Origin of the sequence: Kitasatospora sp. NPDC056138, assembly GCF_042264695.1 — a bacterium.
Classification (GTDB): Bacteria; Actinomycetota; Actinomycetes; order Streptomycetales; family Streptomycetaceae; genus Kitasatospora.
Window position 1 is genome coordinate 60,161 of record NZ_JBHJVK010000004.1, and the last position, 24,053, is coordinate 84,213.

Sequence of the window (24,053 nt, forward strand, 5' to 3'; positions counted from 1 at the left end):
GTCCATTTCCGCTCTTCACCCGGCTCCCTGGGAGGAAGCATGTCCGGTGCACGGCGCATGATCGAAACGGCCAGGGGCTACCTCGGCTACCGCGAAGGTCCCGGCAACAGCAACCGCTTCTCCGCCGAGATGGGCCGCGCCGCCGAGTCGTGGTGCGCGGACTTCGTCTCCGCCGTCGCCAGGGAGAGCGGAAACACCGGAGTCTTCCCCGACACCGCCTCCTGCCCGGCCGCCCGGGCCTGGTTCCAGCGGCGCGGCAGACTCTCCGTCTACCCCGCGATCGGTGCGCAGGTCCTGTTCGGCGCCCCCGGGAACCCGTACGGGCCCGGCGCTGAGCACACCGGCATCTGCATCGCGTACGACGAGGACACCATCACCGTGATCGCCGGGAACACCAACGACGACGGTTCCGCCAACGGCGACGGCGTGTACCGGCGCACCTACCTGCGCCGGTCCGCCTACGTGGACTGCTACGGCTATCCCGCGTACCCCGAGGGCCTGGTCTGCGCCGATCCCCACTGGCGCGGCAGGGCCGGGATCACCTGCTTCGGCCACCAGGCGAGCGAGGACGACCTGCCCTCGGTGTCGACGGTCCTCGCCGTCGGGATCACTCGGACACCCGTGCCCGAGCAGGCGCCTGTACCCGAGCGGGACCGGAACGGGCAGGAGCGGGGCGGGCGGGAGCGGGGCGGGCGGGAGCGGAGCGGGCGGGAGCGGAGCGGGCGGGAGCGGAGCGGGCGGGAGCGGAGCGGGCGGCGGACCTTCTCCGACGGGGAGGCGACGGCTTCGGGCTCGGGCTGACCGGTCCGCGCCGGCCACGTCCGCCTCGCGCTCGCTCCGTGGCGGGACGGCCCGCGGTGGACCCCGAACGGGTCCGCAAGGTTTCCGCAGGCGTCCGACAGGCCTTTCGCCAGGCACCCCGGGCATCCCCTCGACACGGCCGCAGGAGTGCTGTCACAGCGCGGCCGGACAGTCGGTCGCATCGATCAACCGATCAAGGGGGATGCATCCATGGCTTCGAAGAGTGCGGGGCGCCCGCCCGTCCGCCGCGCCCCGGACCAGTGGGCGACACTCGGTGGCTGCAAGCGGGTCCTGGTCGCCGTCCACACCCTGGTGTACGGCCAACGGCTCCAGGACATCTTCGAGTTGCTCCGGTCCGACCTGCGGATCCAGGTCGTGTTCACCGTCCCGCCGCACGCCTTCAACCCGGGCGTGCACGCCTTCCTGCGCGGGCTCGGCGCCGTCGTGCTGCCGTGGGAGGAGGCGGTGCGGTCGGAGTTCGACCTCGCGCTGGCCACAGGCTCGCAGGGCATCGAGCAGATCCAGGGCCCGGTGGTCCGGCTCCCGCACGGCGCCGGGAACATCAAGCTCTCCCGTCCCGCCGACGGCGGACAGCGCACCGTCGGCGGACTCGGCCGCGGCTACCTCACTTGGGCGGGGCGGGTGGTCCCCGCCGCCGTCGCGCTCGCCCACCACGACGACCTCGACCAGCTGCGCCGCTGGTGCCCCGAGGCGCTGCCGTTCGCCGAGGTCGTCGGCGACGCCTGCTACGACCGGATCGCCGCCAGTCTGCCGCAACGCGCCGCCTACCGCCGGGAACTGGGGATCGGCGAGGAGGAGACCTTCGTCCTGGTCGCCTCCACCTGGGGCCTCGGCTCCTCGTTCAACCGGCTGGACGCGCTGCTGCCCCGGTTGCTGACCGAACTCCCGCCCGGGAGCCACCGGACCGCCCTGCTGCTCCACCCGAACGTCTGGGCCGGGCACGGCCGTTGGCAGATCGAGGCCTGGCTCTCCGAAGCCGCCCGCAGACGCATCCACCTGATCCCGCCGGAGGCCGACTGGCGGACCCTGCTGGTCGCGGCCGACGCCGTGATCGGCGACCACGGATCGGTCACCCTCTACGGTTCGATGACCGGAGTGCCGGTCCTGCTCGCCCGCTTCCCGTTCCAGGACGTCAACCCCCACTCGCCCGGCGCCTGCCTGGCCCGCACCGCCCCCGCGCTCTCGGTCGGCCATCCGCTGGCCGACCAGCTCGCCTACGCCCGGGAGAACTACCGCCCCGAGCCGTACGCCCGGATCGCGGACCGGATCTCCTCCGAACCGGGCCGCTTCAACCGCAAGGTCCGGCAGCTGCTGTACCGCCTGCTGGGGCTCGGCGAACCCGCGTACGAACCGGCCACCGCGCCGCTGCCCCTGCCGTCACCCCTGCAACTGCCGGAGCCGGTGCCGGTACCCCAGCCGGTGCCTCAGCCGCTGCCGCTGCCGGACAGGCCGGCCGGCCCCGATGCGGATCGGGCGCTCCCATGGGCCGGTTGACGACGCTCGGGGCGCTGCCGTGGGTGACCGGGCCCCCGGCGGCCACCGGACTGCCCGGGGCGGCCGGGTCACCGGAGCCGGCGGCGCAGCGGGTGGCCTTCGCTCGGGTCGCCCTCCAGCTGCCTTCGGTGTCCGCCACCGCCCGGCTGGTGGAGGAGCACCTGAGCGTCGGCCTCGACAGCCCCGCGACCGACCGGTGGCGGCCGCTCGCCGACGTCCTGCACAGCGAACGGCCCGACACCGTCGAGGAGGCGGTCAGCCGGGCCCGGTGGGAGCTGCGCCGCCACCCGGGCTGCCGGGTGGCGACCGTCCGGACCGCCGACGGTGCCGTGCTCGCCGCAACTGCCGCACGCACCCTGCACCTGGTGGCCGTCACGGACTTCGGTCACCTGGTCGGCTCGCTGCTGCACACCTGGCTGGCCTCGGGACTGGCGATCCCGCCGGTCCTGGCGCTCTCGGCCGAACCGGACCCGCTCCCGGCCGAACCGGCCGGGGCCGATGACCGGTGCGGGCCGGGCGGGGCCGGTGACCCGTGTGGGCCGGCCGGGGCCGATGACCGGTGCGGGCCGGGCGGGGCCGGCGGAGCCGCTCAGCCGGTGTCGCTCCGCTGGGGCGGCGACCCGCCGGGGAGGGCCGCGATCCGTTCGGTGATCCGGAGCAGGTCCGGGCCCGGGATGGACTCGTAGATCCGCAGGGCTCGCTCGTACCGCTCCCGGGCGGTGTCCGGGCGGCCCTGGGCCAACGCCGACTCACCGAGCAGGCCGAACACCCTGGCCTCCCAGGCCCGCGACCCGCAGGCCCTGAACTCGCCGATGGCCTCCTCCAGTCGGCTGTCGGCGAGCTCGTACCGGCCGAGCGCGGCATCGGCCCGGCCGAGCAGGGCGAGGGCGCGGGCGGCCTCGTACCGGTCGGGGAGTGCGAGCAGGTCGGCCCGTGCCCTGGCCAGCAGCGGCTGGGCGTCGGCCGGTCGGCCGAGCTCCGTGCAGGCGTCGCCGAGCGAGATCCGGGAGAGCGCGGCGCCCCTGCGGTGGCCGATCTCCTCACGCAGCGTCAGCGCCCGGCGGAAGAACGCCACCGCCTCCGCCGGGCGTCCGGCCAGGTGGTGGGCCTGGCCGATGCCGTGCAGCGCCTGGGCCTCGGTCCGCCGGTCGTCGATCGTCCGCGCCATCGCCAGTGCCTGCTCGAACCAGTGGATCGCCATGTCGTACTCGCCCGAGTTGTAGAGCTCGATGCCGCCCGAGGTCAGCATCCGCCGCTCCCCCGTCGGGTGACCGGCCCGCCGCGCGGCGGCCAGCCCGATCCGGTGCACCTCGGTCCAGAGCTGGTACGGCCGCAGCCGCAGGCACAGCGGCCAGAGCGCGTCAGCGAGTTGGCAGGCCAGTCCGTCCCAGCCGCGTTCGGCACAGGTGCGGACGGCGGTGAGCAGGTGGCGCTGCTCGACGTCCAGCCAGCGCAGCGCCCCGGGCTCGTCCGCGAACGGCGGTGGCGGCCCGAGGGGCCCCTCGCCCAAGTCCCGGTCGAGCCTGCGCCGAGTGGGCGAGATGATCTCCTCGGTGGCGCCGGCGGCGGCCAGGTACCAGACGACGGCCCGCCGGACGGCACCCTCCGCGGCCACCCGGTCCGGCTCGGCCGCGCGCGCGTGCAGGCAAGACCGCACTGGCCGTCCACGCCGCCGAACTGCTGCGCGAGCGGTTCCCGGACGCCCAGCTCTACCTCAACCTCCGCGGGCACTCCCCCACCCAGGAGACGCTCACTCCCGAAGCGGCCCTCCGCACCCTGCTCCGGGCGCTCCGGCTGCCACCCGAAGCGATCCCCGCCGGGATCGACGAGCTCGGCGCACTCTGGCAGCGGGAACTCGCCGCCCGCCGCGCGGTGATCGTCCTCGACGACGCGGCCGGTCCCGATCAAGTCCGCCCCCTGCTCCCCGAACGGTCACCGTCCCTCGTCCTCGTCACCAGCCGCCACCGGCTGGCCGGACTTCCCGGATCCGCACCGGTCTCCGTGCAGGCCCTGGCCGTGGACGACGCCGTCGCGCTCTTCCGCCGGCCCGTCGGGCCGGACCGCGCCGAGGACCCGGAGCTGGTCCGCGCGATCGTCGAGCGCTGCGGGTACCTCCCACTCGCCGTCACCCTGGTGGCCAGCCGCTTCAAGGCCCATCCGGCGTGGTCGCTGCACCACCTCGCGCAACGGCTCGCCCGGGAGCCGGGACGGCTGGGCGAGATCCGGCACGGATCGGACGAGATCGCCCGCACCTTCGAACTGTCCTACCTGTCGCTGGCCCCCGGCCAGCAGACCGCCTTCCGGAGACTCGGCCTGCACCCCGGCCCCGACTTCCGCCCGCACGACGCGGCCGCGCTCGTCGGGCTGGACGTCGACGGCACCGAGCGCGTACTCGAAAGCCTCCTGGACTGCCATCTCCTCGAGGAGCCGGCCCCCGACCGCTTCCGCGCGCACGACCTCCTCGCCGACTACGCGGCCCACCTGGCCGCCCGGGACGAACCGCCCGAGCAGCGGGAGCAGGCGCTGCACCGACTGACCGCCTTCTGCCTGCTCGCCGCCGACCGGGCCGACCGGCTGCTGTACCCGCTGCGCACGCGGCTTCCCGTACCGCACCCGCCGGCGCCGTCCCCACAGCCGCAGTGGGCCGACGGGACGGAGGCCCACGACTGGCTCGTCCGTTCCGCGAGCACACTGATCTCCGTCGAGCGGCTCGCCCGGCGGCACGGCCGGCCCGCCGAGGCCGCCTGGCTGGCCCATGTCCTCGGTGAATTCCTGCACAAGGAGGGCCACTTCGCGGCGGCCGAGACCATGCACCGGGCCGCTGCCGCCCACTGGGGGGCGGTCGGCGAGACCCGCGCCAGGCTCCGCGCGCTGCTCAACCTCGGCGCGACCCTGGAACGTCGCTCCCGCTACACCCCCGCGTACGACGCCGGCGAGCACGCCCTCAGCCTCGCCAAGACCACGGCCGACCTGGACGGTCTCATCGAGGCCTACCTGCTGCTCGCGACCCTCCACTGGGCCGTCGGCGAGTTCGACGCCGCGCTGATGATCCAGCGCTCCGCCCTGCGCGTACACGCCGGTCACGGCGGTCACGGAAGCCACGGCAGCCACGGCAGCCACGGAGGCCGCTGGAACCGGGCTCGCATCCTCAACAACACGGCGGTGTCGCTCTCGCTTCTGGGAGAGCAGCCCTCGGCGCTCGCCGCCTTCACGGAGGCCCTGTCGGAACTGCGCCACATCGGCGATTCCCGCCTGGTGGCCGGCAGCCTGAGCAACATCGGACAACTCCAGCAGGAGATGGGCGACCTGGAATCGGCGCGGAGGTCCTTCGAGGAAGCCCTGGCCCTCGCCTCGCGCCACAGCCCGGACGACCACCTGGCCACCATCCAGATGAACCTGGCCGGCACCCTGACCATCCCGGCGGAACTCCCCCGGGCACTCGCACTGTGCCGGGCCGCGCTCTCCACCTGCCGCCGGCTCGGTGACCGCCGCAACGAGGCCAACGCGCTGATCGCCCTCGGCCACGCCTGCACCGGCGCCGGACGGCACAGGCAGGCCCGGAGCCACTACGCCGCCGCCCGCGACCTCGCCCGCACCATCGGATCCGCGCACGAGGAGGCGATCGCCCTGCGCGGCGTCGGCGGGACCGAGGCCGCACTCGGGGACCGCGCGGGCGCGGTGAGGAGTCTGACCGAGGCCGTGCGGCTGGCCCGGTTGATCCGCTCCCCCGTCGAGGAGATCCGAGCCCGGGAAATGCTCGACGCGACAACCGAACAGATGAAGGAGAACGGCCGGCCACCAGGCGGATGACGCGGATGGTCGCAGGGCGGTACCAGACCACCGAACACGAGGCACCGAGAGCCGGAGAAAATACTTCGGTAGTAGGAGGAAATACCGCCGCGGTTGCCCATGCGGCACCGGGCCACCATAGGGTCCTCTCGCGAGCGAGGCACTGGGCACAAACCTAATGCTTTAGCTCGGGGATTTCAACCCCTACGACCCTAGGACACATTCACAACATGCGCGGAAAACTCGCCACGGTGATCACCCTCGTCACCGGACTCCTGTTCGTCACGGCCACCCAGGCCCAGGCCGTGAGCTCGCACGGGTACATCATGTTCTGACGAGGGGCTGTCCCTCGCTCCCCGGCCCATCCGGGAGCGAGGGACAGCGGTCGAATCACTCCACGTCCCGCCGCCGGGCCGACTCCGCTGCCTCGGCGGCCACCGAACCCGCGTGGACCAGGCGGTGGCCCAGCTCGATCAGGGCGCGGCCCGCCGCGAGTTCGTCGCCGATCACGGTGACCGGCGGGTCGTGGGGGCTGCGGTGGGCCTCGGCGGCGGCCTCGATGATGTTCGCGCCGGTGTTCAGCACGAGGTGCGCCTGAGTGAGGTCGCCCTCCTCGGTCAGCCGGAGCCGCACCGTCCACTCCGTGCTGTGGGGCGGCTGCCGGTCCAGGTCGGCGCTCACCGTGCGCTGTCTTCCATCGGCTCGTCGAGGCGCTCACCCTCGGCCTGGGACTCGAACTGCGCGTTCGCGGTCTGGAGCGAAGTGATGCCCTCCTCCGGGTCCACCGCCCGGACGTCGTCCCGGTCCCTGTCGGTCTTCTCTGCGAACTTCTCCTGCATGTCGGACATCACGGGCTCCTCTGCTCGAACCCGGCACCCCCTCGGCTCGGCGCCGCGGCGCACGGCCGACCGGGCGGCACGTACCTTTCTGCTACCAGCCTGCCCCTACCGGGCCGCGCAGGCCACTCACCCGCCGAGCCGGGCGCTCTCCTCCGGTTCGGCGGACTCCCGGAGTTCGGCGAGCAGCGACGGATTGACGCTCTCGACGATCGCCCGGATGTCCGCCGGGGCCGCCACCGGCCACAGGACCCGGCGGGCCGCCCGGTAGCGGGTCGCGAGCCGCTCCCGGTCGGCGGCCGCGAGACGGGCGGCCCGGGCCGGGACCGAGTTGTGCGCGTTGTCCGCGATCTTCAGTAGGGTGGCCGAATGATCGGTGGTGATCTGCTGGAGCATGGCCTGGTAGTCCGCGCCGGGGGCCTTGGTCACCCGGCGCACCGTCGCGACCACACCGAACGGCACCCCGGCGCGCAGCAGGTCGTCGGCGCCGAGCACGGTGTCCTCCAGTACGTCGTGCAGCAGGCCCGCCATCTGCAGGCCGACGCCGAAGGGGGCGAGCCCGGCCGCGACCGCACGCAGGTGCCCGATGTACGGTTCACCGGCCTTGTCCAGCTGCCCGGCGTGCGCGTCGGCCGCGAGGGCCTCGACATCGGCAAGGGTCAGTACGGCCACAACGGCCCTCCGGGAGAATTGGATGATGATCAGTTGCGTTGCAATATAGTCGAGTTGGCGATCACGAGAGGAACCGTCCGGCCGTGCAGGTGAGAGCGTGCTGGTGACCCCGTGCAGGTGAGACCGATCTCCCCCGAGCGCCTGGCCGACCTGCTCGCCGACCGGATCGACGCCCTCGCATCCGGGACGGCGGGCCGCCGACTGCGGATCGCCGTCGACGGGGCCCCGGCCGCCCGCCCCCGCGAACTCGCCGACGCCCTGGTCGAACCCCTCCGGCTGCGTGGACACCCGGTGTTGCGGGTGTCCGCCGCGGACTTCCTGCGCCCGGCCTCGCTGCGCCTGGAGTACGGCCACCGGGACCCGGACGCGTTCCACGACACCTGGCTGGACGACGGCGCGCTGCTCCGCGAGGTGCTCGACCCGCTCGAACCGGGCGGGAGCGGACGCGTGCTGCCCTCCCTCCGGGACGCCGCCACCGACCGCGCCACCCGCGCGCCGTACACCGAACTCGCGCCCGGCGGAGTGCTGTTGCTGGACGGCGCACTGCTGCTGGGCCGCTGGCTGCCGTTCGAACTCACGGTGCACCTCGCGCTCACCCCGGGTGCGCTGGCCCGCCGGACTCCCCCCGAGGAGCAGTGGACGCTTCCGGCCTTCGCCCGCTACGAGTCCGAGACCGACCCGTCCGCGCTGGCCGACCTCACGGTGCGCGCCGACGACCCGCGCCACCCGGCACTGGTGCTGCCCTGAACCGTTCCGGGAGAGCGGCCCCCGGGCAGCACCGTCGGGCGGCCGCGACTCAGCGCCGGACTGCCGGAGCCGGTCCGTGCTGGCAGCGGGGGCACCAGAAGGCCGGACGATCGCGGCCCGCGCCCTGCACGTGCGGGGCGGTGCGGATGGCGGTGCCGCAGCGCAGACAGGGGCGGCGGGCACGGCCGTAGACGAAGTTCCGGCGGTCGGGGCGGGTCTCGCCGGTGGTGGGGTGGCCCGGCCTGAGCTTGTTGGCGTCGAGGAGCTGGTGGGCGCGGGCGAGTATCCGCTCCAGGGTGGGGACGGTGCCCAGCGGGGTCCAGGGGGTGACGCCGGCCAGGTAGCAGAGCTCGTTGGCGTAGACGTTGCCGATGCCGGCCAGCTTGGTCTGGTCCAACAGGGCTTCGGCGAGCGGGAGTTCCGGTTGTTCGGCGAGCCTGCGCAGCGCCTCGGCGAGGTCCCAGTCCGGTCCGAGCAGATCGGGGCCGAGGTGGCCGACGACGCGCTGTTCGTCGGCGGTGCGCAGCAGTTCGACGACCGGGAGGCGGTAGCCGACGGCCGTGTGCTCCGCCGTCACGAGGACGGCGCGGATCTGGTGGGCGGCCCCGCCGTGCCAGTGCTCGCCGGTCCGGTAGAGCTCCCAGCTGCCGTCCATCCGCAGGTGGGTGTGCAGGGTCAGGCCGCCGTCGAACCGGGTCAGCAGGTGCTTGCCGCGCGGGGTGACGTCCAGGACCCGGTGGCCGGACAGGTCGGCGGTGGCGTGGGCGGGCACCCGGAGGTCCGCGCCGGTCAGCAGCCGGCCGGCGAGGGCCTGGTGCAGCCGGGCGGCGGTTCGGTAGACGGTGTCACCTTCGGGCACGGTTCCATCATGCCGCGCCGCCGCCGCTGCCACCCGGGCCGTCCGGGAGGCCCCGGTAGCCGGGGTGTCACGGCGTCCGGGCGTCCACGGCGTCCGGGCGGTCTGCGACATCCGGGCGTCCGCGGCGTTCAGGCAGTCCCGGCCCGGCCGTCGTGCACGGGATCGACCGTGGTGGACCAGATTACGAGGTGCTGACGGCCGGCCGGGGCGTGCCCACCCGGGCCCGCCGAGCGGCTAGCTTCACGGGTATGAGGATTCTGGTCACCGGCGGTGCCGGGTTCATCGGGTCGGCGGTGGTGGCGCAGCTGGTCGGGGCCGGCCACACGGTGCGGGTGCTGGACGCGCTGCTGCCCGCCGTGCATCCGGCCGGGCGGGAGCCGGCCCGGCCGGATGGGGTCGAGTTCGTCCGGGGCGACGTACGGGACCGGGCGGTGGTGGAGCGGACGCTGCTCGGGGTGGACGCGGTCTGCCACCAGGCGGCGATGGTGGGCCTCGGCCTCGATCTGGACGACGCGCCCGACTACGTGGGCTGCAACGACCTGGGGACGTCCGTCCTGCTGGCGGCGATGGCGCGAGGCGGGGTACGGAGTCTGGTGCTGGCCGGCTCGATGGTGGTGTACGGCGAGGGGCGCTACCGCTGCGCGGTGCACGGGGACGTCGCGCCGGGTCCGCGCCGGGTCGCCGACCTGGAGGCGGGACGGTTCGAGCCGCCGTGTCCGTACTGCGGCGAACCGCTGACACCGGGCCTGGTGGGTGAGGAGGCGCCGACGGATCCCCGCAACGTCTACGCGGCGACCAAGCTGGCGCAGGAGCACCTGGCCGCCGCCTGGGCGAGGGCGTGCGGCGGAAGGGTGCTGACGCTGCGCTACCACAACGTGTACGGCCCCGGGATGCCCCGCGACACACCGTACGCGGGGGTCGCCTCGCTGTTCCGCTCGGCGCTGGCCAGGGGCGAGGCCCCCCGGGTGTTCGAGGACGGCGCGCAGCGGCGCGACTTCGTCCACGTCGCCGATGTCGCCTCGGCCAACCTGGCGGCGCTGGCGGCGGTCGGCGACCGCCCTGCGGGGAGCGCCAGGGTGTTCAACGTCGGCAGCGGGGTGGTGCACACGGTCGGCGAGATGGCCGCGGCGCTGGCGGCGGCCCACGGCGGCCCGCACCCGGTGGTGACGGGTGAGTACCGGCTGGGCGACGTCCGGCATGTGACGGCGGACTCGACCCGGCTGCGGGACGAACTCGGCTGGCGCCCGACGGTCGGATTCTCCGGCGGCATGGCCGAGTTCGCGGCGGCGCCGCTGCGCTCGCAGCACCCGGCCGATCCGTGCCCCGCCGATCCGCACCCCGAGCGCTCCGGAGTGACCTGAGGAGTTGCGGCGGGAGCGCGACCCGGCACCGCAGGTCCGGCGGTCCGCCGAGCACCCGGGTGCGCTCCGGCCCCGGTGATCCCACGACCTCGCCGTCGTTCGTGGCGCTGGGCCGGACGGCGGCGGCCGACTACGGCAGGGGGCGGCGTACCGGACTCCGTCCATCAGGGAGTGCGTGGGTTCGGCGAGTGTTCTAGCGTCGTATGAGCGAGGGTGATCGATGCCGGGCCGACCGGGTCCGGGAGAGAGTGCACCCACCCGCACGGCGGGGCGGCACACCTCCTGCTCGACCCCCGTGGTGCTCGGCCTCCGGTCTCCGGGGACAGCTGCCTTCGGGCGTTCGCTCGGCACCGCCCCCGCGCGCGGTCCGCCGCACCCGGGATCGCGTGACCCGACCGAGAGAGCAGGTGCATCCCCATGCGTCCTTCGGCTCGTATCCCCAGCGTGCTGGCCGGCCTGGCCCTCGCCCTGGGCAGCGTCGTCGCGGCCGCTCCGGCGGCCCACGCCGACCTCAAGTCCTGCCAGGACTACGTCCAGGAACAGGGCACCGAGGCCACGGACGCCGTCCATATGGCGTGCTACCACGGCCTGGTGGGAGATCAGCCGGGCTGCGTCAGCGGACTGACCCAGGCCGGCACGACGCGCGCCGTCGCGATCGAGGCGTGCCTGCGGGCCCCGCAGTAGCCGGACAGAGCCTCTGCACCGCAACCGCGCTGCGCATCGGTCGACGAGCGGACCTGACTGCCGGTCGGCCTGCCGATCAGCCGGAGGCACCCCGGCGCGGTGTCCCGGTCCCGGCGACCGGCCGCAGCCGTGACCCGTCCGCGTCCGGCCCCTCGGTGCTCCCGCCGACGGCGGCGGTCCCTGCTGCCGCCGCGCCGACGGGAGTTGCGGTGCCGTGGGCACCGGGATCCGCGCCGACCGGCCCGGTCCCTGACGGTGCGTCGGATCGGGTTGCCGGGAGCACCGCGTCCAGCCGCCGCAGGCTGGAGCGGCGTTGTACGACCGAAAGACCCGCGACCGCCGCCCCGAGCACCAGCCAGCCCACCGGCCCGGCGGCCATCACCGCACCGGTCAGCAGCGGCGGCCCGGCGGACTTCTGTACGGACTGGGACATGCCGGCCACCCCCAGGTAGGAGGCCCGCCCCTGACGAGGGGCGAGCGAGACCGCCAGCTCCCAGGAACTCACCGAACGTATCAGCTCCGCCGCGGTGACCAGCACGGCTGCGGCGATCATGGCGACCGAGGCCGTCCAGGCACCGCCTCCGGTGGCGAGGGCCAGGACCGTGCAGCACCCGAGCATCATCAGCCCGTACAGGACCACGGCCCCCGCGGCCCGGCGCGGCCCCTCGACCTTCGCCGACACCCGCATCTGCAGGACGACGACGAGCACGGTGTTGACGATCAGGAAGGCCGGGACGATGGCGTGCGGCGCCGCCGTCCGGTTCACCAGCCACAGCGGCAGCCCGACGTTGAGGATCGAGTCGTCCAGGCACATCGGGGTGTCCAGCAGGACGAACAGCAGGTACCTGCGGTCCCGCCACGGGCTCGGTGCGGCCGAGTGGTCAGCCGTGGCAGCGCCGTCGGGCCGCGCCGCCACCCGCCCGTCGCCGCGCGGCTCCCGGGTGCGCCACACCAGCGCCGCGGCCACCAGGAACGACAGTGCGTTGGCCAGGATCAGCGCGCGGTAGGCGTCACGGGTCCCCACGGCGAGACCGGCCGCGGCGATCCCCGCGCCGAGCGCGTAGCCGGCGTTCATCGAACTGCGCGACAGCGCCCGGTACGTGGAGCTCCGCTCGCCCGCCACCCGGGTGGCGAAGAGCATCTCCAGCGTCCTGGCCGCCCGGTCGCCCAGGGAGGTGACGGCGACCACGGGCAGCAGCACGTCGAAGCCGGTGCACACGAGCAGCAGGCAGAGGGTTCCGAGGCGCAGCAGGTGACAGCCGATCAGCAGCGAGCGCGCCGGGAGGCGGTCGGCCAGGCGGCCCGCCAGCGGTGAGCCGACGATGCCCGCCACCCCGGCCGTACCCAGCAGCAGGCCCAGCTGCCGGGCGTCGAGGCCGGCCACGAAGGTGAAGTAGAGGACCGAGGACGCGGCCCACACTCCCGAACCCGTGCGGTCCAGGAACAGGGCGAGCAGCATGATCCGCGCATCACGCCCGCCCGGCGGACGGCGCAGCTGCGCCACCAGACCGTCTCCGCCCCGCCGGGCCCGCTGGGTGTCCGCGCCGCGCCGCATCGGCGGCCTCCGATCCACTGGGAACATATCTCGACATCAAGAGATTCGGTGGCAGCTTGCCCGAGATCAATCTCGACGTCAAGATACTTACTGTCGAAGGACTGTCGTGAGAATCTCCGGGTGCGACAACTCGTGGACGACCAGCGGTAGTTGCCCCACGGCACCGCCCGGCTGCCCAGCCGCACGATCGCCCGACCGCACCGCCGTCGGGCTACTGCACGACGACTGCGACAGCTCACGCGCCGGCCGGTGCTACCGGGGTCCGAGCAGCCAGCCGGCCAGCGAGAGCGTCCCCACCGACAGCAGGATGACCTCAGGCCTCTCCCCAGCAGGGAAGGAGTCCAACTTCGCCTGGTTGCCATGGACCACGGCGACGTGCTTCATGGTGTCGCCCTTCCGGTCCGCCTGCCCCGTTGGCGCGCCCTCAGCATGGAGTCGTGGCGGGCCGGCCGGGTTCCACATCGAGTGGCGGGGTTTCCTCAGGAGAGTTGAGCGCGGCTGGCGGCGCTGAGTGCGGCGAGGGCGATCAGTGTTGGGTGGTAGGCGCGATCGAAAGGATCCGCCTCCGGGGCGAAGTGGATGGTGGGGACGATGCAGCCGATCGCGATGGCGGTCCGGGACAGGGTGTTGAGCACCTGCTGATGGCGCGGATTGAGGGGCAGGCCGCACCAGAGGGCGGCTGCGGTCAGTTCTGCGGCGACATCGAGATCACCCAGCGGCAGGCGGGCGGCGGCGGCGGGGCCGAGGGTCTGGGCGAGCCAGGCGGCATGGCGGGCGGCCCAGGGTGGGATGCGGCGACCGAAGCGGGTGGCGAGGAAGCAGGCGTGGGTGACGTCGTAGAGGGCTGGGCGGGCTGCGGCGGCGAGGGCCGGAGCGGACGGGTATCGGCGCATCAACGCCTCAAGCCTTCGTGTCATTTGCGGGCCGTAGTCGTGGATACCGGCGAGTTCGGCTGCAATGGCGTGGTCCAGGTCGGGGCCGGGATTATTGCGGGGCGGCATCGCGAAAACGGCCCTGACGATGCCATGTGACCTGAACGGGCGGCCGGTGATGCGCTCGATGGCGATGAAGACGAGCAGCGCCGCTTTGAAATTATGGCTTGCGGCTGCTCCGGACGCGATTACCTCGGGCAGCGCCTGGTCGGCAGGGCGCAGCAGCTCCTGGCATTTCTCGGAGGCGAGGCGAGCCCAGGTTCCGCTCGCCGACGCACGCGGGCCCGTCAATCCGAACAGGACGAGGGACAATTCGCAGGCAGGTCGGATCTTGATGGACCAGTCTGCGACCGAGTCAACGGGTCCGGGCGGGAAGAAGCGGTCGAGGTGTGACTCGAGCCAGTCGCACAGCGCCTGCTCGGCTTCGAGTTGAGCCAACGGGATCCCTACGCTTCCTCCGAAGTGATGGTTCCAGGGGCTGGTACCTCGATTTTCGGCGCCGGGAACGGCTTCCCTGCGACTTTCCCTCGATTGGCGGAGTTATGGACATCACGATCTGGGTAATGCTTAGCATACGAATCTACTCTGCCGCAAATCGGCGGAAAGGCGGTTGATCGAATATGGGAAACCAGACCAGCGAGGCTACGGCGACCGACAGAAGCTGCCCGGTGTACGTCGTCAACAACACCGGAGGCACTCTGAGCGAAATTACCTTCACTCACCGGTATAACGGTGACAACAAGGTGAGCAAAACCTTCACAAATCTCGCGAACGGCAGCAAGGAGTACGCGTTCGACGCGAAGTACCGCACGGGGTTCGTGACGACAGGGCACGACTACTGGTGGGTGAGCTTCAAGGCCGGCGGCCACGTGTTCGCCTGCAAGGACGACTTCTACTGCTACCTGACGGCAGATGACGATGGCAAGGACGTGATTCTGAAGGTCACGATGAACAATTTGCACGTCGGCTGTCCGGCGTCGAGCAGCTGCGACGTGGCCATCAACCAGGTCGGTTAGAGCCGACTCCGAGCAAGGCGGCACCACCGGCCGACGCGGTGGCGCCGCCTTGCTCGGTGCTTCGGCGGCAGACGCGGGGACTCGTGCCGTCCCTTCGTGGAGGTGCCGGGATGCCGTCGGTGATGGGGGTTGCCAGAGGAGCGTGAACAGCTCGGCAGCCGGTGGAGGCCCTTCAGGCCGAGCTGCGGGAGGCGGAGGCCGCGTGGGAGCGGTTCGTGATCGCCCATGAGACGGTGGCCGAGGTCCTGGCGGAACCTCGCGGAGGCAAGGAGGGGCGCCGGTCCTGGCTGCGCGGGGCTGGCTGACCGAGGAACGCCCAGGGATGTTCAGCCTGGTCGCCGGCGCTCGGCTCGACGACCACCTCTTTCTTCGTCTCCCCAATGGACGGCTGTGCGCCGAGAATGGACGGCTGTGCGCCGAGCTTCCGTCATGTCCCCACAGTGTCCCAGGATGTGATCATTCGGGGTGTCCATCGAGGCTTCCGGCGACCGCCCTCGTTCCTGCGGGCCCTACCCGTCGGTGCTGCTAGCCACGTCGGAGCAGCCAGCCGGCCAGCGAGAGCGTCCCCATCGACAGCAGGGTGGAGAACATCACCGAGTCGCGGGCCAGGGCCGTGCTCAGACCGTACTCGCGCGCGTAGATGAACACGTTCTGCGCGGTGGGCAGCGCGGAGCAGACCACCACGGCGAGGAGTTGGTGCTGCGGCAGGTGCAGGACCAGGCTTCCCACGGCGAGCGCGACCAGGGGCTGTACGAGGGTCTTGATCGCGACGGTCAGACCGACCTCGGCGCGCTGGGCGGGGCCGTCGGCCGGCCGACGGCCGTGCAGCGACATCCCGAGGGTGATCAGCGCGGTCGGTACGCCAGCACCGCCGAGCAGTTCACAGGAGTGGCCCAGGGTGGGCGGCAGGTGCCACCCGGCCGCGGAGGCGAGGGCACCGATCGCCGAGGCCAGCACGATCGGATTGCGCAGCGGCAGCATCAGCAGCCGGGCCGCCCGGCCCCTGCGCTCCCCGTCACCCTCGCTCCGGCCGGTACCGGCATCCAGCAGCGCCAGGACCACCGGCGTGACCACCAGCACCTGGAAGACGAGGACCGGCGCGATGAACGAGGCGTCGCCCAGCACCTGCAGGGCCACCGGGATGCCCAGGTTCGCGGAGTTGACGTACCCGGCCGCCATCCCGGCTATGGTCCGGTCCGCCAGGCTCCGGCCGAACCACCACCGCGCCGCCACGACCCCGAGCAGCGAGGCCACGGCCGTGCCGGCCACGAAGGCCAGCATGGACGTGTTCGCGAAGCTGTCCAACGGCGTCCGGGCGATCATCGTGAACAGCGCGGCGGGCATGGCCACGTGGAAGACGAACCGGCCGAGGACGACCTCCGCCTGCGGCCCCAACAGGCCGGTACGGCCCACCAGGTAGCCGACGGCGGTCATGAACCAGATGGGGACGAAGGCGGCGAGCAAAGGGTGCAGGGTGTGCATGGGTCCTCGACTGGTCCTGGTGGTCTGTCCGGTCGGGTCGATCCGTCCGATCTGTTCGATCCGACTGATCCGACCGATCCGGTCGGTCCGACCGCTGTCCGGGACTCCGGGGTCTCCGGGGTATCCGGGTTTCTCGGTCGCCCCGCAGTCAATCAGGCATCGTCGGCGGGCCCGCAACCGGTCGGCGCGGCAACCGCCCGAGCGGACGTCGGACGCCTTGACGGACTGATGGACCGTCAGTCTCCGCACAGGCGGACCCCGGCGGAGCACCGCGCCTCCGGCTGAACGCCGAGTGGGCGGAGTGCGGGTTGGGCGGAGTACAGGGCGGGCGGAGCACGGAGCGGGCGGAGTACGGTGGCCGAATGAACGCAGCGTTCCGCACCGAGGCCGACGACCAGGGCACGACCGTACGGCTCGGGCCGGTACGACGCGTGGTGTCGCTGGTGCCCTCGCTGACGGAGGCCGTCGCGGCCACTGCGCCGCACCTGCTGGTCGGTGCCACCGACTGGTGCACCCACCCGGCCGACCTCGCGGTGGAGCGGATCGGCGGCACTAAGAACCCGGACGTGCCACGCATCGTGGCGCTCCGGCCCGACCTGGTGGTGGCCAACGAGGAGGAGAACCGTGCCCCCGACCTGGCGGCCCTGCGGTCCGCCGGGGTGCCCGTCTGGGTGACCGAGGTCCGTACGCTGCCGCAGGCCCTCTGCTCGCTGGACCGGCTGCTCACCGTCGCCTGCCGACTGCCGCGCCCGGCCTGGCTGGACGAGGCCGGGGCGGCGTGGGAGGCGGTGGGCCGCGCACCGGCGTCCGTACGGGCGGTGGTGCCGATCTGGCGGCGGCCCTGGATGGTGCTCGGCCGGGACACCTTCGCCGGTGACCTGCTGCACCGGCTCGGTGTGGACCTCGTCCACGCCGACCACCCCGAGCGCTACCCCGCCATCCCCATCGCCGAGTTGCTGGCCGCCGAGCCCCGGCTCGCCGTCCTGCCGGACGAGCCGTACCGGTTCTCCGCCACGGACGGCCCCGAGTCCTTCCCGGGGATCCCCTGCGCCCTGGTCAGCGGCCGCCACCTCACCTGGTACGGCCCCTCGCTGGCCGAGGCCCCCGCCGTCCTCGCCGCCCAACTGCGGGCCGCCCGGCCGCATGCCGCCCGGGAGCACGGGGAACCGTCCACCCGGCCGCATGCCGCCCGGGAGCACGGGGAACTCCCCGACCGGCCGAGCACCGGCGAGGGGCGCGCGGCGCAACACGAGCGGCCCGCCGCCGAGGTGCCGCACCGGACGGGCGGATCCCCGCACGCCTGAGGCAGCGGCCGCTACCCGTCGAGCAGCCGCTCCCGCAGCAGGGCGCCGAACTCCGGTCCGAGGCCGAGTGCTTCGCGGACGTAGCCACGCACCGACCCGTGCCGCGCGGCCAGCTCGCCGAGGAAGAGCCGCATCAGTTCGGGCGGGGCCTGTCCGTACCCGGGCCAGCGCGGCTCGCGGCCGCCGTTCGCTCCGCGCCAGTCGGCGACCAGCCGCTCGGTGGCGAGCCCGGTCAGCGCGAAGTCGGCGACGACGGTCTCCGCCGGGACGCCGAGCAGGTCGAGCACGAGCGCGGCCACGATTCCGGTCCGGTCCTTGCCCGATGCGCAGTGGAAGACCAGCGGCGCGCTGTCGGCGGCGATCACCTCCAGCACCTGCCGGATCTCCTTGACCCCGTCCTCGGCCACCTCCGCGTAGCGCTCCGCCAGGAAGCGCGCGGTGTCGGTCTCGGGGCCGAGTGCCGCCTGGTCGTACGGGCGGTGTTCGATGCTGAGGTTGTGGTACTCGGTCCCGAGCTCTTCCGGCACCCGGCCCCTGGCCTCGATCTCCCAGGGGTAGCGCAGGTCGATCACGGTGCGGATGCCGAGAGCCATGAAGCGCTCCCGGTCCGGCCCGCCGGTCAATTTGGCCAGCGAGTCGGACCGGTAGAGCCTGCCCCAGCGCACCGTACGACCGTCCTCGGTGCGATAGCCGCCGAGGTCACGGAAGTTGTGCAGCCGGTCGAAGGCCAGGTGTCTGGTCATCACGTCACTCCGGAGTACGGGTTGCTGGTCCGGCATCAGGAGGGCTGCGCCGGCGAGCCGAACCCGGAAACGGAACCGGAACCGGAACCGAGCAGTTTGCCCAGCCGGGCCACGGCTTCGGCCACCGTCGCCTGGTCCTGCGTGTGGCAGAGGCGGAACCAGCCGGGGGCGTTCGGATGGAAGATCTCGCCGGGGATGATGCTCACCCTGGCCTGGTCCAGGATGGTCTGCCAGAGCCTGCGTTCGCCCTCGTAGCCCGGTTCCGGCAGGTGGGCCCGCAGGTCCAGCCAGAGCGAGCAGCCGGCCTCGGCCGGGATGTGGGGTATGCCCTGCTGCGCCAGCGCCTCGGCGGTGGCCGAGTACGAGGCGGCGAGGCGGCGGCGGTTCTCGGCGAGGTAGTCGGCCGTCCACGCGGGGTCGGCCAACAGGTCGGCGAGGAAGGCCTGCGTACCGGTGGAGACCGGGGCGAAGTAGGAGAGCGCACGGGCGGCCTCGCGGACCCGGGGGTCCGTCACGTGGAGCACACCGGTCTTGAACCCGGGCAGGCCGAAGTCCTTGGCGAAACCCCAGATGGTGTGGGTCCGGCCCGATCCCGCCGGGCCGACCGCCGGGTCGCGCAGGCTGGTGAACGGGGTCGGACCGAACACCGAGTGCGAGTAGAGCTCGTCGCCGACCAGGTCGAGGTCGTGGGCCGCCGCGACCTCGGTGAGTTCGCGCAGCTGCTCGGCACTGTGCACCTGGCCGAGCGGGTTGGAGGGCGAAGCCAGCACCACGGCCCGGACGGTGACTCCCGCCCGGCCCAGCTCGCGGACCGTGCGGTCGACCGCCCGGGCGGACAGCGCGAAGCCGTCGGCCTCGTCCATCAGTGCGGGCACCACCCGGGCGCCGGACCGGCCGCCGAGGTCGGTGTCGAAGGCCGCGTAGTACGGGGCGGGGACGACGATCGCCTCGCCGGGGTCGCACAGGATGGTGGCGATGATGTCCAGGGCGGCCGTGGCGCCGCTGACCACCACCAGGTTCTCGGGGTCGACCCGGGAGTGGCCGGTGCGGGTGAGGAGGTCGGCGATCCGCTCGCGCAGCACGGGGCTGCCGTGGAGTTCGGCGTAGCGGGTGTCGTCCTCGGTCAGTGCGCCCGGCCGGGCCAGGCGGTCCGCGAGCAGGTCGCCGACCAGGCGGTTCTCGGCGGTGCCCAGGTTGAGGTAGCCGTCCGGGCGCAGCTCGGGGTGGTAGGGCCGCGCCTCGGCGCGGAAGTGGGCCTCGGCGATGGCCGGTGAGGCGGCGGTGAGGGCGGCGGCGGTCCGTGACACCATCAGTGGCTCCCGGGGTTCGGGTCGGTCGGCTGTGCGGCGGGCCCGGTGCCGGCCGTGTTCGCGGCTCCGGTGATCAGTCCCGGGTGGACGCCCAGCCCCATCGAGGCGTCGATCACGGCGCCGTGCAGCAGGGCGGAGTGCGGTCCGGCCAGCCAGTGGACCAGTTCGGCGACCTCGTCGGGTTCGATCAGCCGTCCGCGCGGCAGGCGGGCGAGCAGTCCGGCGCGTTCGTCGGTCGAGAGGCCGGTGAGGGTGCTGGCCTCGAACATGCCGGTCGCGGTGGCTCCGGGGCAGACGGCGAAGATGTCGACGTTCTCGTGGGCGAGTTCGGCGGCCAACTGCCGGGTGAGGTGGCCGATGGCGGCCTTGCTCATGCCGTCGGCGAGCCGGAAGCCGGGGAACTGGGAGACTCCCCCGCCGACGCTGGAGACGTTGACGATCTTGCCGGAGCCGCGCTCCCGCATCCCGGGCAGCAGTTGCTGGATCAGCCAGAGCGGCCCGACCGCGTTGATCCGCAGCAGCGCGGCGTCCTGCTCGTGCTCGGGCCCGTCGGCGTAGCGCTGGACGGTGGCCGAGCCGGCTCCGGCGTTGTTGACCAGGATGTCGACCGGGCCGGGGAGTTCGCTCACCAGGCGCTCGTGGTCCGCCCACTCGCCCTGGCGGAAGGGGAAGGCCCGGACGGCCCCGGGCCGCTTGCGGTTCAGCTCCTCGGCGAGGGCGACGGCCCGCTCCCGCCCCGAGTGGTAGGTGAACCAGACCCGGTCGCCGTCGGCGGCGAACCGTTCCACACACGCGCGTCCGATGCCGGCCGATCCGCCGGTGATCAGGACGTTCCGCTGTTCCATGTGCCCCCTCGGGCTCGGCCGCCGTCCGCGCGGGTGGCGCACGCGGCAGGATCCAGCCGCCCTCGTGGGGCGGCTCGGTCAAGGACCGGCTTGATCATCGCACCGGCATGAGCATAACGACAGCCCCCCGGAAAATCAGGCGACGCCGGGAGGACCTGCTGCTAGCTTCCGAACACATGAAACCGGTCACCGACGAACAGATCCGCGCTTCCTTCGTGAACTGCACCAAGGGGGAGGCACAGCGGCTCCACCTGCCCCGTGGACTGGCCGACCTGCCGTGGGACGACCTGGACTTCCTGGGCTGGCGCGACCCGGGCGCCCCCGACCGGGCCTACCTGGTCGCCGAGCGCCCCGACGGGCCGGTCGGGATCACCCTGCGTGCCACCACCGGGATCCGCCGCACCGTGCTGAAGAGCAACCTCTGCTCGCTGTGCATCACCGCCCACGCCGGTTCGGGGGTCGCCCTGCTGGCCGCCCGCCGCGCGGGCCAGGCCGGCCGGGACGGCAGTACCGTTGGTGCCTACATGTGCGCGGACCTCGCCTGCTCGCTGTACGTCCGGGGGAAGAAGCGCTCACAGCTGGCGGAGCGCGTCAGCGAGTCGCTGACGCTGGAGGAGCAGATCCTCCGGACCCGGCTCAACCTCGACGCCTTCGTGGACCAGGTCCTCCAACTCGGCTGAGGACCGGCCCCGTTGTGACCCCGTCGTCCGCTGTGATCCCGCTCTGTTCCGGTCGGCCACGACCGGCGGAAAACCGGAGGCCGACGGGGCCGGCGGTCGGATAGGCTCTCCTCGTCCAGGTGCGAAGGGGACGGCTACTTCCCTTCTGGTGGACGTTGTCCGGGTTCGAATCCCGGCCGTCCGGCCCCGTGCCGGCGGTGGTGTAACGGCAGCACGCGTGATGGCACCGTCTCCGAACCAGATCTCTGGACGACCGGCTTCGCAGCCCGCACCTCCCGGTGCGCAGGACTTCGGCTACTTCATCCAAAAAGGTTCCGCCGCAGTCCGCTTCTGATCTCGGGAGGCCACAACATCCGGGCTCCGGCTCCGGCTCCGGCTCCGGCTCCGGCTCCGGCTCCGGCTCCGGCTCCGGCAAGGTTGTGCGGAGCCCGTCCGCCGGCACGCAGCGGACTGCGACTACCGTCCTGCCGGGGCGGGAGTCCCGCCTCCCGCAAGGGCTTTCCGGTCCGCCTCCAGTGAACTGACCAGCCTGCTCAGCAGCGTACGGAAGTTCTCGGTGTCCCCGGCGTCGGTGTGGTCGGCGTGGACGTGATCGGCAGGGTGGGCAAGGTCGTTGGACGGCATTCGGCGGGCATCTCCTCGCGGCTTCGGCTGACGGACCCCGTCATCCTCGCCCCCGGCCCTCAACAGCCGATAAACGATCGCTGAGCGCCCGCCGCCCGCACGGCTCAGGCCCGCCCGAGGACCCGGTCCACCGTGATCTCGATGACCACACGCTCCGGGTTCTCCCTCGGCTGCCGGTAGCGCTCGGCGTAGCGGCGCACCGCGTCGGCGACCTGCTCCGGCTCCTCGCGCACCACCGCTATGCCCTCCAGCGTGCACCAGCGCGCGCGGTCCACCTGGCAGACCGCGACCCGCAGCCCCTCCGGACCGGCGGCCAGCACGTTGCGGACCTTCCGGCTGTTCCGGCCGCTGATCACCCGCGCCGTGCCGGTCTCCGGGTCGAGGGTCGCACCGACCGGGACGACGTGCGGGGTACCGTCCGGTCGCAGGGTGGTCAGGGTGCACAGGTGGTACTCGCGCCAGAAGTCGAGCAGGTTCTCGTCCAGCGCACGCGGGTCATGAGGCATACCGGCATGCTACGACCCCCACCCGGCCGCCCGCGCCCGCCCTTCTCCACCGTCCGACCGACCGACCCCACCACCATCACCACCCTCCAGCCTTGACCTCCCCACCCACCGGCCCCAACAGGTAGCGTTCCCACCGGTGGTAACGCCGACTGATGGCATGTGACGGAACGGAGTCCGGCAGTGGTGGGGTTGGTCGAGCCGAGAACGGGGACCGAGGGACAGGCGGTCCGCGAAGGCGCCAGGACCTTCGCGGTGGCGGGCTTCGCGCCCTGGCCGCCGCCGGGCGGGGAGAAGCGGCGCGGACGGCAGTTGCGCGAGCAGGTCCCCCGCGAGTCGCACGCGCGGTTCACCCTGCCCGAGGACCGCCCGAGCGTGGTGCAGGCCGTCGAGGACGCCAACGCCGGACGGCTCCCGCACCTGGTACCGATCAGGGTCGGCCGGATGGCTGCCTCCCCGTTCGCCTTCCTGCGCGGCTCGGCCGGCCTGATGGCCTGCGACCTGGCCGCCGGACCGACGAGCGGGATCACGGCGCAGCTGTGCGGCGACGCGCACGCGGCCAACTTCGGCCTGTACGGCGACGCCAGGGGCCGACTGGTGACGGACATCAACGACTTCGACGAGACCGTCCCCGGCCCCTGGGAGTGGGACGTCAAGCGGCTGGCCGCGAGTCTGGTGCTGGCGGGTCGCCAGTCCGGCGCCGGCGAGGACGTCTGCCGCGAAGCCGCCTTCGACGCGGTGCGCTCGTACCGGCGGACGATGCGCCTGCTGGCCGGGCTCCCCGCGCAGGACGCCTGGAACGCCGTCGCCGACGATCACCTGGTGTCCTTCGCCGACGCCCACGAGTTGGTCGACGTGCTGAGCGGGGTGAGCGCGAAGGCACTGCGCAACACCAGCGCCAAGTTCGCCGCCAAGTCCACCGTCCGGGGCAGGGACGGCCAGTGGAGGTTCACCGCGGCGCCGCCCGTCCTCAGTGAGGTGACGGACCGTCAGGCCGACGCGGTGGCCGACTCGCTCGCCGGGTACCTGGAGACGGTCCCGGTCGAGCTGCACCCGCTGCTGGCCCGCTACAGCGTGCACGACGTGGCGTTCCGCGTGGTCGGCACCGGCAGCGTCGGCACCCGTTCGTACGTCGTGCTGCTGCTGGACCGGCGCTCGGAGCCACTGGTGCTCCAGGTCAAGGAGGCCCGGCCGTCCGCCCTGCTGCCGCACCTGGCCCGGGCGGGGTACCCGGCGCCCGCGGAGACGCACGAAGGACGTCGGGTGGTACTCGGCCAGAAGCGGATGCAGGTGGTCAGCGACGTCCTGATGGGCTGGACCACGGTCGACGGACTCCCCTACCAGGTGCGGCAGTTCCGCAACCGCAAGGGCAGCGTCGACCCGGCGGCCCTGCTGCCGGAGCAGCTGGACGACTACGGCCGGCTGACCGGCGCGCTGCTCGCCCGGGCCCACGCGCACACCGCGGACGCGGCCGTGATCGCCGGGTACTGCGGCAAGGGCGAGGCGCTGGACCGAGCCATGGCCGCGTTCGCGGTGGCGTACGCGGACCAGAGCGAGGCCGACCACGCCGCGCTGCTCGCCGCCGTACGCTCCGGCCGTCTCCCGGCCGAGACCGGCGTCTGACCGGCGCCTGACCGGGCGTCACCGATCGGGGGGCCGGCTGCCACCGATCAGTAGCACCGGCCGCCACCGGCCCATGGCGCCGGCCGCCACCGGCCCATAGCGCCGACCGTCGCCGATCCGTAGGACCGGCCGTCACCGATCCGGGGGACCCGCTGCCGAACAACGCGCCGAC

Annotated in this window: 25 protein-coding genes and 1 pseudogene; 12 read left to right on the top strand and 14 right to left on the bottom strand. The window is 73.0% G+C overall.

Translation table 11 applies throughout. The features are described 5' to 3' along the window. Window positions 1-39: 39 nt before the first annotated feature. The 3 genes from ACFC1R_RS04265 (at window position 40) to ACFC1R_RS04275 (ending at window position 3,002) form a co-directional block, all read left to right on the top strand. On the top strand, window positions 40-801 hold the full coding sequence (locus tag ACFC1R_RS04265) for a hypothetical protein (RefSeq protein WP_375932409.1): 762 nt from the start codon (window positions 40-42) through the stop codon (window positions 799-801). A 210-nt stretch (window positions 802-1,011) separates the two neighbouring features. Further along, window positions 1,012-2,316, top strand: coding sequence for a hypothetical protein (locus ACFC1R_RS04270; RefSeq protein WP_375932412.1), 1,305 nt, complete (start codon window positions 1,012-1,014; stop codon window positions 2,314-2,316). Continuing rightward, window positions 2,313-3,002 carry a hypothetical protein gene (locus ACFC1R_RS04275; RefSeq protein WP_375932415.1) on the top strand — a complete coding sequence of 230 codons (690 nt, stop codon included), beginning with the start codon at window positions 2,313-2,315 and terminating at the stop codon, window positions 3,000-3,002. The genes ACFC1R_RS04270 and ACFC1R_RS04275 overlap by 4 nt, the downstream gene beginning before the upstream one ends. On the opposite strand, the gene ACFC1R_RS04280 is transcribed toward ACFC1R_RS04275, so the two are convergent. Next, complete coding sequence (locus ACFC1R_RS04280) at window positions 2,906-3,973, bottom strand: tetratricopeptide repeat protein (protein WP_375932418.1); 1,068 nt, start codon at window positions 3,971-3,973, stop codon at window positions 2,906-2,908. The genes ACFC1R_RS04275 and ACFC1R_RS04280 overlap by 97 nt on opposite strands. Before the next feature lie 164 nt (window positions 3,974-4,137). Here ACFC1R_RS04280 and ACFC1R_RS04285 point away from each other — a divergent pair, with 164 nt between their 5' ends. Further along, window positions 4,138-6,126 (top strand): tetratricopeptide repeat protein, encoded by a 1,989-nt coding sequence (locus ACFC1R_RS04285; RefSeq protein WP_375932867.1) that lies wholly within the window; start codon window positions 4,138-4,140, stop codon window positions 6,124-6,126. 369 nt (window positions 6,127-6,495) lie between these two features. On the opposite strand, the gene ACFC1R_RS04290 is transcribed toward ACFC1R_RS04285, so the two are convergent. From ACFC1R_RS04290 to ACFC1R_RS04300, 3 genes are all read right to left on the bottom strand, one after another. Next, entirely contained in the window at window positions 6,496-6,786 is a 291-nt protein-coding gene (locus tag ACFC1R_RS04290; protein ID WP_375932421.1) for a dsRBD fold-containing protein, read from the bottom strand. Continuing rightward, a complete protein-coding gene (locus tag ACFC1R_RS04295) occupies window positions 6,783-6,953 on the bottom strand; it encodes a hypothetical protein (protein ID WP_375932424.1) in 171 nt (56 codons plus the stop codon). Before ACFC1R_RS04295 ends, ACFC1R_RS04290 begins: the two co-directional genes overlap by 4 nt. Window positions 6,954-7,070: 117 nt before the next feature. Next, window positions 7,071-7,613 (bottom strand): HD domain-containing protein, encoded by a 543-nt coding sequence (locus tag ACFC1R_RS04300; RefSeq protein WP_375932427.1) that lies wholly within the window; start codon window positions 7,611-7,613, stop codon window positions 7,071-7,073. A gap of 111 nt (window positions 7,614-7,724) precedes the next feature. Between ACFC1R_RS04300 and ACFC1R_RS04305 the strand changes: the two genes are divergently transcribed. Next, window positions 7,725-8,360, top strand: coding sequence for a uridine kinase (locus ACFC1R_RS04305; RefSeq protein ID WP_375932430.1), 636 nt, complete (start codon window positions 7,725-7,727; stop codon window positions 8,358-8,360). Window positions 8,361-8,409: 49 nt separating this feature from the next. On the opposite strand, the gene ACFC1R_RS04310 is transcribed toward ACFC1R_RS04305, so the two are convergent. Beyond that, window positions 8,410-9,219: a DNA-formamidopyrimidine glycosylase family protein gene (locus tag ACFC1R_RS04310; protein ID WP_375932433.1), complete on the bottom strand. Its 810-nt coding sequence runs from the start codon at window positions 9,217-9,219 to the stop codon at window positions 8,410-8,412. A 248-nt stretch (window positions 9,220-9,467) separates the two neighbouring features. On the opposite strand from ACFC1R_RS04310, the gene ACFC1R_RS04315 reads away from it, so the two are divergent. Then, a complete protein-coding gene (locus ACFC1R_RS04315; RefSeq protein ID WP_375932436.1) occupies window positions 9,468-10,580 on the top strand; it encodes an NAD-dependent epimerase/dehydratase family protein in 1,113 nt (370 codons plus the stop codon). 417 nt (window positions 10,581-10,997) lie between these two features. Then, a complete protein-coding gene (locus ACFC1R_RS04320; protein ID WP_375932439.1) occupies window positions 10,998-11,264 on the top strand; it encodes a hypothetical protein in 267 nt (88 codons plus the stop codon). A 76-nt stretch (window positions 11,265-11,340) separates the two neighbouring features. Here the strand turns inward: ACFC1R_RS04320 and ACFC1R_RS04325 are convergent, their stop codons facing one another. The 3 genes from ACFC1R_RS04325 to ACFC1R_RS04335 all read right to left on the bottom strand — a co-directional run bounded on the left by ACFC1R_RS04325 (window position 11,341) and on the right by ACFC1R_RS04335 (window position 14,189). After that, window positions 11,341-12,819, bottom strand: a complete 1,479-nt coding sequence (locus ACFC1R_RS04325) for an MFS transporter (RefSeq protein WP_375932442.1) — start codon at window positions 12,817-12,819, stop codon at window positions 11,341-11,343. A 252-nt stretch (window positions 12,820-13,071) separates the two neighbouring features. Then, window positions 13,072-13,203, bottom strand: a complete 132-nt coding sequence (locus ACFC1R_RS04330; protein ID WP_375932445.1) for a hypothetical protein — start codon at window positions 13,201-13,203, stop codon at window positions 13,072-13,074. 95 nt (window positions 13,204-13,298) lie between these two features. Beyond that, a complete protein-coding gene (locus ACFC1R_RS04335) occupies window positions 13,299-14,189 on the bottom strand; it encodes a DUF6895 family protein (RefSeq protein WP_375932448.1) in 891 nt (296 codons plus the stop codon). A 182-nt stretch (window positions 14,190-14,371) separates the two neighbouring features. Here ACFC1R_RS04335 and ACFC1R_RS04340 point away from each other — a divergent pair, with 182 nt between their 5' ends. After that, window positions 14,372-14,767: a hypothetical protein gene (locus tag ACFC1R_RS04340; RefSeq protein ID WP_375932451.1), complete on the top strand. Its 396-nt coding sequence runs from the start codon at window positions 14,372-14,374 to the stop codon at window positions 14,765-14,767. Between the two features lie 161 nt (window positions 14,768-14,928). Beyond that, window positions 14,929-15,072 (top strand): hypothetical protein, encoded by a 144-nt coding sequence (locus ACFC1R_RS04345; RefSeq protein ID WP_375932454.1) that lies wholly within the window; start codon window positions 14,929-14,931, stop codon window positions 15,070-15,072. A 220-nt stretch (window positions 15,073-15,292) separates the two neighbouring features. Here the strand turns inward: ACFC1R_RS04345 and ACFC1R_RS04350 are convergent, their stop codons facing one another. Next, on the bottom strand, window positions 15,293-16,249 hold the full coding sequence (locus ACFC1R_RS04350; protein WP_375932457.1) for an AEC family transporter: 957 nt from the start codon (window positions 16,247-16,249) through the stop codon (window positions 15,293-15,295). A 362-nt stretch (window positions 16,250-16,611) separates the two neighbouring features. On the opposite strand from ACFC1R_RS04350, the pseudogene ACFC1R_RS04355 reads away from it, so the two are divergent. Next, window positions 16,612-17,385 (top strand): annotated as a pseudogene (locus ACFC1R_RS04355) (helical backbone metal receptor); the annotation flags it as partial. 179 nt (window positions 17,386-17,564) lie between these two features. On the opposite strand, the gene ACFC1R_RS04360 reads toward ACFC1R_RS04355, so the two are convergent. From ACFC1R_RS04360 to ACFC1R_RS04370, 3 genes are read right to left on the bottom strand one after another with little or no spacing between them, the layout of a single operon-like run. Further along, on the bottom strand, window positions 17,565-18,296 hold the full coding sequence (locus ACFC1R_RS04360; protein ID WP_375932460.1) for a tyrosine-protein phosphatase: 732 nt from the start codon (window positions 18,294-18,296) through the stop codon (window positions 17,565-17,567). 35 nt (window positions 18,297-18,331) lie between these two features. Next, window positions 18,332-19,606 (bottom strand): aminotransferase class I/II-fold pyridoxal phosphate-dependent enzyme, encoded by a 1,275-nt coding sequence (locus ACFC1R_RS04365; RefSeq protein ID WP_375932463.1) that lies wholly within the window; start codon window positions 19,604-19,606, stop codon window positions 18,332-18,334. Next, window positions 19,606-20,451 (bottom strand): SDR family NAD(P)-dependent oxidoreductase, encoded by an 846-nt coding sequence (locus ACFC1R_RS04370; RefSeq protein ID WP_375932466.1) that lies wholly within the window; start codon window positions 20,449-20,451, stop codon window positions 19,606-19,608. The genes ACFC1R_RS04365 and ACFC1R_RS04370 overlap by 1 nt, the downstream gene beginning before the upstream one ends. Before the next feature lie 176 nt (window positions 20,452-20,627). Between ACFC1R_RS04370 and ACFC1R_RS04375 the strand changes: the two genes are divergently transcribed. Then, window positions 20,628-21,131 (top strand): FBP domain-containing protein, encoded by a 504-nt coding sequence (locus tag ACFC1R_RS04375; protein ID WP_375932469.1) that lies wholly within the window; start codon window positions 20,628-20,630, stop codon window positions 21,129-21,131. A gap of 456 nt (window positions 21,132-21,587) precedes the next feature. Here the strand turns inward: ACFC1R_RS04375 and ACFC1R_RS04380 are convergent, their stop codons facing one another. Beyond that, complete coding sequence (locus ACFC1R_RS04380; RefSeq protein WP_375932472.1) at window positions 21,588-21,755, bottom strand: hypothetical protein; 168 nt, start codon at window positions 21,753-21,755, stop codon at window positions 21,588-21,590. A gap of 104 nt (window positions 21,756-21,859) precedes the next feature. Beyond that, window positions 21,860-22,261, bottom strand: a complete 402-nt coding sequence (locus ACFC1R_RS04385) for a pyridoxamine 5'-phosphate oxidase family protein (protein ID WP_045301696.1) — start codon at window positions 22,259-22,261, stop codon at window positions 21,860-21,862. A 189-nt stretch (window positions 22,262-22,450) separates the two neighbouring features. Between ACFC1R_RS04385 and ACFC1R_RS04390 the strand changes: the two genes are divergently transcribed. Next, window positions 22,451-23,881 carry a DUF2252 domain-containing protein gene (locus ACFC1R_RS04390; protein ID WP_375932870.1) on the top strand — a complete coding sequence of 477 codons (1,431 nt, stop codon included), beginning with the start codon at window positions 22,451-22,453 and terminating at the stop codon, window positions 23,879-23,881. The last annotated feature ends 172 nt before the right edge of the window (window positions 23,882-24,053 follow it).

Excerpts from the sequence above, each read along its gene's own strand:
- ACFC1R_RS04265 (WP_375932409.1), top strand. The coding sequence starts at position 40 with ATGTCCGGTGCACGGCGCATGATCGAAACGGCCAGGGGCTACCTCGGC.
- ACFC1R_RS04270 (WP_375932412.1), top strand. The coding sequence starts at position 1,012 with ATGGCTTCGAAGAGTGCGGGGCGCCCGCCCGTCCGCCGCGCCCCGGAC.
- ACFC1R_RS04295 (WP_375932424.1), bottom strand. The coding sequence starts at position 6,953 with ATGTCCGACATGCAGGAGAAGTTCGCAGAGAAGACCGACAGGGACCGG.
- ACFC1R_RS04315 (WP_375932436.1), top strand. The coding sequence starts at position 9,468 with ATGAGGATTCTGGTCACCGGCGGTGCCGGGTTCATCGGGTCGGCGGTG.
- ACFC1R_RS04320 (WP_375932439.1), top strand. The coding sequence starts at position 10,998 with ATGCGTCCTTCGGCTCGTATCCCCAGCGTGCTGGCCGGCCTGGCCCTC.
- ACFC1R_RS04325 (WP_375932442.1), bottom strand. The coding sequence starts at position 12,819 with ATGCGGCGCGGCGCGGACACCCAGCGGGCCCGGCGGGGCGGAGACGGT.
- ACFC1R_RS04330 (WP_375932445.1), bottom strand. The coding sequence starts at position 13,203 with ATGAAGCACGTCGCCGTGGTCCATGGCAACCAGGCGAAGTTGGACTCC.
- ACFC1R_RS04340 (WP_375932451.1), top strand. The coding sequence starts at position 14,372 with ATGGGAAACCAGACCAGCGAGGCTACGGCGACCGACAGAAGCTGCCCG.
- ACFC1R_RS04350 (WP_375932457.1), bottom strand. The coding sequence starts at position 16,249 with ATGCACACCCTGCACCCTTTGCTCGCCGCCTTCGTCCCCATCTGGTTC.
- ACFC1R_RS04360 (WP_375932460.1), bottom strand. The coding sequence starts at position 18,296 with ATGACCAGACACCTGGCCTTCGACCGGCTGCACAACTTCCGTGACCTC.
- ACFC1R_RS04365 (WP_375932463.1), bottom strand. The coding sequence starts at position 19,606 with ATGGTGTCACGGACCGCCGCCGCCCTCACCGCCGCCTCACCGGCCATC.
- ACFC1R_RS04370 (WP_375932466.1), bottom strand. The coding sequence starts at position 20,451 with ATGGAACAGCGGAACGTCCTGATCACCGGCGGATCGGCCGGCATCGGA.
- ACFC1R_RS04375 (WP_375932469.1), top strand. The coding sequence starts at position 20,628 with ATGAAACCGGTCACCGACGAACAGATCCGCGCTTCCTTCGTGAACTGC.
- ACFC1R_RS04380 (WP_375932472.1), bottom strand. The coding sequence starts at position 21,755 with ATGCCGTCCAACGACCTTGCCCACCCTGCCGATCACGTCCACGCCGAC.
- ACFC1R_RS04385 (WP_045301696.1), bottom strand. The coding sequence starts at position 22,261 with ATGCCTCATGACCCGCGTGCGCTGGACGAGAACCTGCTCGACTTCTGG.